The sequence below is a fragment of the Saccharopolyspora sp. genome (genome assembly GCF_017434145.1).
In the GTDB taxonomy this organism is placed as follows: Bacteria; Actinomycetota; Actinomycetes; order Mycobacteriales; family Pseudonocardiaceae; genus Saccharopolyspora_C; species Saccharopolyspora_C galaxeae.
In genome coordinates this window covers 1-7,172 of the sequence record NZ_JAFRFW010000895.1, presented here as the reverse complement: position 1 = coordinate 7,172, position 7,172 = coordinate 1, and the positions used below count along the sequence as shown (strand labels likewise).

Sequence of the window (7,172 nt, the reverse complement as noted above, 5' to 3'; positions counted from 1 at the left end):
GTCCGCGGAGGCCGCAGCGGCACTGGCGGGCGAACTCGGCGAACGCGCCCTGGCCACCGCTGCCGACGTGGGCTCCGAGGAAGGCGCCGAGGCGATGGTCCGCGCCGCGGTCGAGCACTTCGGCAGGCTGGACCTGGCGGTCAACAGCGCAGGCGTCGGCGTGCCGGACGACTCCCCGGTCGCCGAAGTCGGACTTGCCACCTGGCGGCAGGTCACCTCGGTCAACCTCGACGGCGTCTTCCTGAGCATGCGCGCGGAAATCCCGCCGATGCTCGAACGCGGCGGTTCGATCGTGAACATCGCCAGCGTGCTCGGTTCGGTCGCCGTGCGCGGCGCTTCGCCCTACGTCGCGGCCAAGCACGGCGTGGTGGGGCTGACCAAGTCCGCGGCCCTGGAGTACGCCGAGCAGGGCGTGCGGGTGAACGCGATCGGGCCGGGCTTCATCGACACTCCCCTGCTGTCCGCGCACAACGGCGACGCCTACGAGCGGATCGCCACCGCGCATCCCGTCGGGCGGCTGGGCACGCCGGACGAGATCGCGCAGGCCGTGCTGTTCGTGCTCTCCCCCGGCGCGTCGTTCCTGACCGGTGCCTACGTGCCGGTGGACGGGGGCTATCTGTCCTGGTGAGCGGCTACTCGCCGCGGAATTCGGGAGTGCGGCGCTGCTCCCGCGCGCGCCTTGCCTCCGCGGCGTCCGCGCTGGACCAGCACGCGTCGTACAGGGCCTCGGCGTCCGGGCCGTCGTTGAGCACCGCCTTGGCGTAGCGCAGGCTCAGCGGAGCCATCGCGCCGACCTCGTCCGACCAGGCCAGCGCCGTGTCGAGGTCGCCGAGCCGGTCCACCATCCCGCGCTGGTGCGCGGTGGCCGCATCGAGCCGGTCGGCACCGAGCAGCATCGAACGCGCCGGTCCGCCACCGGCCAGCAGCGCGAGCCGCCGGATCGTCCAGGGATCCACCGCGAGCCCGTTCTTGGCCGTCGGCACGGAGAAGAACGCCTCCGGCGCTGCCACGCGCAGATCGCTCGCGAGCGCGAGCTGGGTTCCCGCACCCACAGCCGGGCCGTTCACCGCGGCGATCCCCGGCACGGGCGCCCGCACGATCGCTTGCAGCGCGGCGTAGAGCGCGTCGCGGAAGGTCTCGCCGTAGACCCCGTCCAGGTCGGCACCGGCGCAGAAAGTGCTGCCACCGCCGGAAAGCACCAGCGCCCGCGCCCCCTCTTCCACTGTGGACTCGACGGCTTCGCGCAGCTGCTCGCAGTGCTGCAGGTCGAGCGCGTTGCGCCGCTCGTCGCGGTCGATGACGATCAGCGCAGTGCGACCGCGCAGCTCTGAAGTGATCATGCGTTCCCTTCCCGCCGAACCGGCCGACAGTGCACCATCGCCTGCGGCGGATCCGGCCGCGGTATTGGCGAACGTCACATCGCCGCCGCCGCACAACCTCCGCACCCGCCGATACGTCTACGAAGTGAACGGACGGACCGGAACGGGGTGGCAAGATGCGCAGGATCGCTGGACATACCGCGATGATCGGGCGTACCGCGATGATGACGGGAGTGCTGGCCGCGGGATTCGCGCTGGCCGGATGCGGCGCGCCCCCGGACGGCGGGCAGGTCGACATCCCGGCCGCGGTGCCGAATCCGGGCGCGCAGCAGAGCCCCGCTCCGCCGCCGGGCACCACTGCCCCGCCGAGCGATCCGGCCTCGGGCGGCGAGGCACCGACGAGCGCGGAGCAGCAGGCCGGCGGTTCGCAGCCGGAGGCTCCGGCGAAACCGGACAACTGCACGGCCGGCGAGCTGGAGGTCTCGCTCAGCCGCGGCGACAGCGGGATGGGGCACACCAACAGCGACCTGCGGTTCACCAACAACGGCGAGCGGGCCTGCACGCTGCAGGGCTCGCCCGGGGTTTCGTTCGTCGCCGGGGACTCCGGCCAGCAGATCGGCGAGCCCGCCGAACGCGCCCCGAAATCCGAGGGACAGCTGATCACGCTGCAACCGGGCGAGTCGGCTTCGAGTCCGCTGAGCATCGCCAAGTCCGGCATGTACTCCCCCGACGAATGCCGGCCGCAGGCGGTGCGCGGACTGCGCATCTACGCGCCCGGCGACACGGCCTCGATGTTCGTCGAGCACGAGCAGCAGGCCTGCTCGACGCCGCCACAGCCGCAGCTCACCGTCGAGGTCGTCCGCTGACCTGCCGCAACGGCCACGCCGGAAGCGGAGTTCGACGAACACCCGCTCCAGCACAGGTCCGGCCATGACTCGGGGCGACGCCCGATGCCCGGCAGCGCGCGGACGGCGGCAGCCGGGCACCTCGGACGCCTCGCTCAGTGCGAGTCGGAGGCCGCTTCGCGGCGGCGGACGGCGAGGCTGGTCACCGTCACGGTCGCCAGCACCACGATGATCACACCGAGCGACAGCAGCGTCGGGATCTCCGGCACCGCGGGCCAGACGCCGTGCGCCCAGTGCAGCACCAGCTTCACGCCGATGAAGCCGAGGATGATCGCCAAGCCGTGGTTGAGGTGGGCGAGCTTGGCCAGCGCCGCGTGCAGCACGAAGTACAGCGCCCGCAGGCCCAGCAGCGCGAAGGCGTTGGTGGTGAACACCAGGTACGGGTCCTCGGTGATGCCGTAGACGGCGGGAACCGAGTCGACCGCGAAGACCACGTCCGTGGCGAACACCGCGACCACCACGACCGCCAGCGGCGTCAGCGCGCGCCTGCCGCCTTCGCGCACGGTCAGCTTCGCCTCGCGGTAGTCCTCGGTGACCGGCATCCACTTGCGCAACAGCCGCACCGAACGCATCTCGGAGACGTCGATGCCGAAGTCCGATCCCTTGACCGCCTCCCGCATGATCTTCACCGCGGTGAGGAACAGGATCGCGCCGAACACCAGGAACGCCCACGTCCCGGCCTGCAGCAGCGCCGCGCCCGCAGCGATGAACACGCCGCGCAGCACCAGCGCACCGACGATCCCGTAGAGCAGGACGCGCTGCTGCAACGCGGCGGGCACCGCGAAGCCGGTCAGCAGCAGCATGAACACGAACAGGTTGTCGACCGACAGCGACTTCTCCACCACGAAGCCGGTCAGGAACTCCAGCGCCTGCGGGCCGCCGAACCAGGCCCACAGGCCGAGCCCGAACACCACCGGAAGCAGCAGGTAGAAGATCGACCAGCCGACCGCTTCGCGCAGCCGCACCTCGTGCGGGCGGCGGGTCACGACGAAATCCGCCACCAGCAGGACCAGCAGCACCACGATGCTCACGCCCCACAGGGATGGTGAGCCGATCGACTGCGCCTGCGCCAGGACCGGGGACAACGGGCCTCCTCGAAATAAGGTCCGAGGTCTCCTTCACCCGCTGGCGGGCGGCCGCCCGGGAACACCGCCGGGTGTCCGTACTGACCGGGCCTGCCTAGTGAAGTACTCCCCTCGGATGCAGATTTTGCCCGAATCGTCCCAGTGTTGCCAAGAGCGCGCGTGATCCGGAGTCCGAGATCACAGCCGCCGGCCGCGCCCGCGGCACCCCGCATTCCACAGTGGACGCCGATGGATCTGCGGAGGGGCCGGATCCGAGATGTTCCCCGGTCAGTAACCTGGCCCGCCGGGGGCGAGGCAGCACTCCCCGTTTGCAAGATCCCGGGAAGTCACAGGTCAGAGAGGGGACTCAATGAGCACACAGGTGGAGACGGCCGAGTTCCAAGCGGAGTCGCGCAAGCTGCTCCAGCTGGTGATCCACGCGATCTACTCGAACAAGGACGTCTTCCTGCGGGAACTGATCTCCAACTCCTCGGACGCGCTGGACAAGCTGCGGCTGTCCGCGTTCCAGGACAAGGAGCTGGCGGTCGACACCTCGGACCTGCACGTCCTGCTGGAAGCCGACCGGGAGCAGCGCACCCTGACCGTCCGGGACAACGGCATCGGGATGTCGCGCGACGAGGTCCGCGAGCTGATCGGCACCATCGCCAAGTCGGGAACCGCCGAACTGCTGGAGAAGCTCGGCGAGACCTCCGACGCCGCGGACGCCCAGGAGCTGATCGGGCAGTTCGGGCTCGGCTTCTACTCCAGCTTCATGGTCGCCGACAAGGTCACGCTGGTGACCCGCAAGGCGGGCGAGGACGCCGCGACCCGCTGGGAGTCCACCGGCGAGGACACCTACACCATCGAGCAGGTCGACGACGCCCCGCAGGGCACCTCGGTCACCCTGCACCTCAAGCAGGAGGACCAGGACGACCGGCTGCTGGACTACACCGACTCCGCGACGCTGACCCGGATCGTCAAGCGCTACTCGGACTTCATCTCCTGGCCGATCCGGATGGAGGTGGAGCAGCCCAGCGCCGAGGGTGAGCCGACCCGCGAGCTGCAGACCGTGAACTCGATGAAGGCCCTGTGGGCGCGCCCCAAGGAGGAGGTCGCCCAGGAGGAATACACCGAGTTCTACAAGCACATCAGCCACGACTGGGCCGACCCGCTGGAGACCGTGCACCTGCGGGCCGAAGGCACCTTCGAGTACCAGGCGCTGCTGTTCCTGCCGGCGAACGCGCCGTTCGACCTGTTCATGCGGGACCAGAAGCGCGGCGTGCAGCTCTACGTCAAGCGCGTGTTCATCATGGACGACTGCGAAGAGCTGATGCCGGAGTACCTGCGCTTCGTCAAGGGCGTGGTCGACGCGCAGGACCTGTCGCTGAACGTCTCCCGCGAGATCCTGCAGCAGGACCGCCGGATCCAGATGATGCGGCGGCGGCTGGTCAAGCGGGTGCTGACCACCATCCAGGAGATGCAGGAGACGGATCGGGAGAAGTACGGCAAGTTCTGGGGCCAGTTCGGCCAGGCGCTCAAGGAAGGTCTGGTCAACGACCCGGACAACGCGCAGCTGATCCTGGACATCGCGTCGTTCGAATCGACCAGGGACGCCAGTGAGCAGACGACGCTGCGCGAATACGTCGAGCGGATGCCCGAGGGCCAGGACAGCATCTACTACATCACCGGTGCTTCCCGGGACAAGGTGGAGAACTCCCCGCACATCGAGGCGTTCCGGGACAAGGGCCTGGAGGTGCTGCTGCTGACCGACCCGGTCGACGAGATGTGGGTCGAGTCGGTCACCGAGTTCGACGGCAAGCCGTTCCAGTCGGTCACCAAGGGCGACGTGGACCTCGACGAGAACTCCGAGGACGCCGAGCAGCAGCGCAACGACTTCGCCGACCTGCTGTCCTGGATGAGCACCACGTTGCAGGACGAGGTCAAGGAAGTCCGGCTCTCGCACCGGTTGAGCACGTCCCCGGCCTGCATCGTCGGCGACTCCACCGACATGACGCCGACGCTGGAGAAGATGTACCGGGCGATGGGGCAGCAGCTGCCGCCGGTCAAGCGGATCCTGGAGCTGAACCCGGCGCACCCGCTGGTGAGCGGGCTGCGGGCGTCCTACGACTCGGACGGTGACAAGCCCGAGCTGGTCGAGACCGCGCAGCTGGTGCACGGCATGGCGCTGCTGGCCGAGGGCGGCGAGCTGCAGGACCCGGCGAAGTTCACCTCGCTGCTGGCGAACCGGCTGGCCCAGGGGCTCTGAGGCGGTTCGCCCGGTCCTCGGGGTTCCGGCGTGACCCCGCAGGCCGCAGGTTTCCACGACGAACGGCCGGAGAGCGATGTGCTCTCCGGCCGTTGCTTTTCGGTCGTGCGGGGAACTCCGTTCAGCTGCGCGACATCCGCGCCGGTGCGATCGACGCCTGGTGCAGCACCCATTCCAGCGGGCCGCGCCCGAGCAGCTTGCGCCACGCGGTGCAGAACACCAGCGTCACGGCCACCAGCACCAGCCACGGCACGTAGGTGTATCCGCTGCTCATCACCTCCTGCAGCTGCTTCACGCCGAAGGCCTTGAGCGCCAGCAGGTGCCCGGCGTAGGCAGTCAGCGCGAGCGCACCGACCGACGCCAACGGCGTCAACGCCCCGCGCAGCCGTTCGGCGAACAGGCACAGCCCGAGCACCGCCATCGCCACTCCCGAAGCACCGACGATCTCGAACGGCGTGCCGCTGTGCGCACCGCTGGAGAACAACCACAACGCGCTGGTGGTGGGCACGTGCCCGTAGCTGGAGCTCATCACGATGTCCAGCAACTGCGGCGGGAGTCCGGGCGGAAGGATCGCCAGCAGCGATTCGCGGACGCCGAACACGTTCATCGCCAGCCACGAAGCGCCGTACCCGAGCACGCCGAGCCCCGCACCGAGCACCACGATCCTGCCCCGCACGGCACGCAGGTCGAGCCTGCCCAGTGCCATCCCGACCAGCACGAACGGCAACCAGGTCAGCACCGGGTAGGCACCGGTGAGCAGCAGGCTGTGCAACAGGGTCCAAAGTCCCGTGCCCGAGCCGAAGTCGCCGAAGCTGGGAACGTAGCCGATCATGTTCGTCTCGATGCCCTGGCGCAGCACGAACGACAGCAACGGGCCGCCGATCGCGAACACCGCGGCCAGTACGGCCAAGGTGGTACTGCGCACCCGCAACAGCGGGATGCTGACCAGGAACAGCACGCCGTAGAAGGACAGGATGACCATCGCGGGTGTCTGCAGGCTGGTCAGCGCCAACCCGAGCACGAACAGCAGCACCGCCCGCACGGCGATGCGCACCCGCGACATCCGCATCCGGTCCCCGGTGTACGGCTGCGAACCACCGCTGAGCAGGGCGATCGACACGCCGGCCAGCACCGCGAACAGCGCGGCCGCCCGGCCTTCGACCAGGCTGAACAACCAGCCGCCCGACATGGTGTGCGCCGCGAACATGCCGAACACGGCGAGCGCGCGGGCCACGTCCAGCCCGACGAGCCGGGCGGTCGGCGGGGACGGTTGAACGGAGGTCCGGTTCAAAGCACTGGTCGTTGCATCCACACCACGATGATCACCGGCCGGTGCGGGCCGGCGGATCGACTCACCGGCCGCCGCGGGTAGCACTTTGGGTCGGATCGATCTCGTGCTTCCGGCCATCCCGCGCTCGCAGATCCGGCAACGGCACGACGCGGTGTCCCGCCGCGTGCGATCCGGACCGTCCGGCGACCGCTACCCGATGGCCTCCGATGCCTTGCGGCAAAACGAAATTCGGCATGCGTGCCTGCCGGTCGGGCGGTCGCCCCGCGGCACGGGTGTCCGAACAGGACGATCCGCGCGAACCGGCGCCGCGGCGCACCCGCGAGCGCG

The 7,172-nt window shown here is 69.6% G+C and carries 7 protein-coding genes; 3 read left to right on the top strand and 4 right to left on the bottom strand.

Features of this window, described 5'->3' with window-relative positions:
- Window positions 1–628: SDR family NAD(P)-dependent oxidoreductase (locus IJH84_RS24225; RefSeq protein WP_295149461.1), on the top strand; the 628-nt coding region annotated here is incomplete at its 5' end.
- A gap of 4 nt (window positions 629–632) precedes the next feature.
- Here the strand turns inward: IJH84_RS24225 and IJH84_RS24220 are convergent.
- Window positions 633–1,340, bottom strand: a complete 708-nt coding sequence (locus tag IJH84_RS24220) for an enoyl-CoA hydratase (RefSeq protein WP_295149458.1) — start codon at window positions 1,338–1,340, stop codon at window positions 633–635.
- A gap of 155 nt (window positions 1,341–1,495) precedes the next feature.
- Between IJH84_RS24220 and IJH84_RS24215 the strand changes: the two genes are divergently transcribed.
- Window positions 1,496–2,185, top strand: a complete 690-nt coding sequence (locus IJH84_RS24215) for a DUF4232 domain-containing protein (protein ID WP_295149455.1) — start codon at window positions 1,496–1,498, stop codon at window positions 2,183–2,185.
- Window positions 2,186–2,319: 134 nt separating this feature from the next.
- Here IJH84_RS24215 and IJH84_RS24210 read toward each other — a convergent pair whose 3' ends face one another.
- Window positions 2,320–3,309: a TerC/Alx family metal homeostasis membrane protein gene (locus IJH84_RS24210; RefSeq protein WP_200072297.1), complete on the bottom strand. Its 990-nt coding sequence runs from the start codon at window positions 3,307–3,309 to the stop codon at window positions 2,320–2,322.
- Window positions 3,310–3,658: 349 nt separating this feature from the next.
- On the opposite strand from IJH84_RS24210, the gene htpG reads away from it, so the two are divergent.
- Entirely contained in the window at window positions 3,659–5,554 is a 1,896-nt protein-coding gene (gene htpG, locus IJH84_RS24205) for a molecular chaperone HtpG (RefSeq protein ID WP_295149448.1), read from the top strand.
- A gap of 121 nt (window positions 5,555–5,675) precedes the next feature.
- On the opposite strand, the gene IJH84_RS24200 is transcribed toward htpG, so the two are convergent.
- On the bottom strand, window positions 5,676–6,866 hold the full coding sequence (locus tag IJH84_RS24200) for a DUF418 domain-containing protein (RefSeq protein ID WP_295149445.1): 1,191 nt from the start codon (window positions 6,864–6,866) through the stop codon (window positions 5,676–5,678).
- 40 nt (window positions 6,867–6,906) lie between these two features.
- Window positions 6,907–7,172, bottom strand: a 266-nt coding sequence (locus IJH84_RS24195; protein ID WP_295149438.1) for a hypothetical protein, incomplete at its 5' end; no start/stop codon positions are given.

Coding starts and splice junctions, on each gene's coding strand:
- htpG (WP_295149448.1), top strand. CDS start 3,659: ATGAGCACACAGGTGGAGACGGCCGAGTTCCAAGCGGAGTCGCGCAAG.
- IJH84_RS24215 (WP_295149455.1), top strand. CDS start 1,496: ATGCGCAGGATCGCTGGACATACCGCGATGATCGGGCGTACCGCGATG.
- IJH84_RS24220 (WP_295149458.1), bottom strand. CDS start 1,340: ATGATCACTTCAGAGCTGCGCGGTCGCACTGCGCTGATCGTCATCGAC.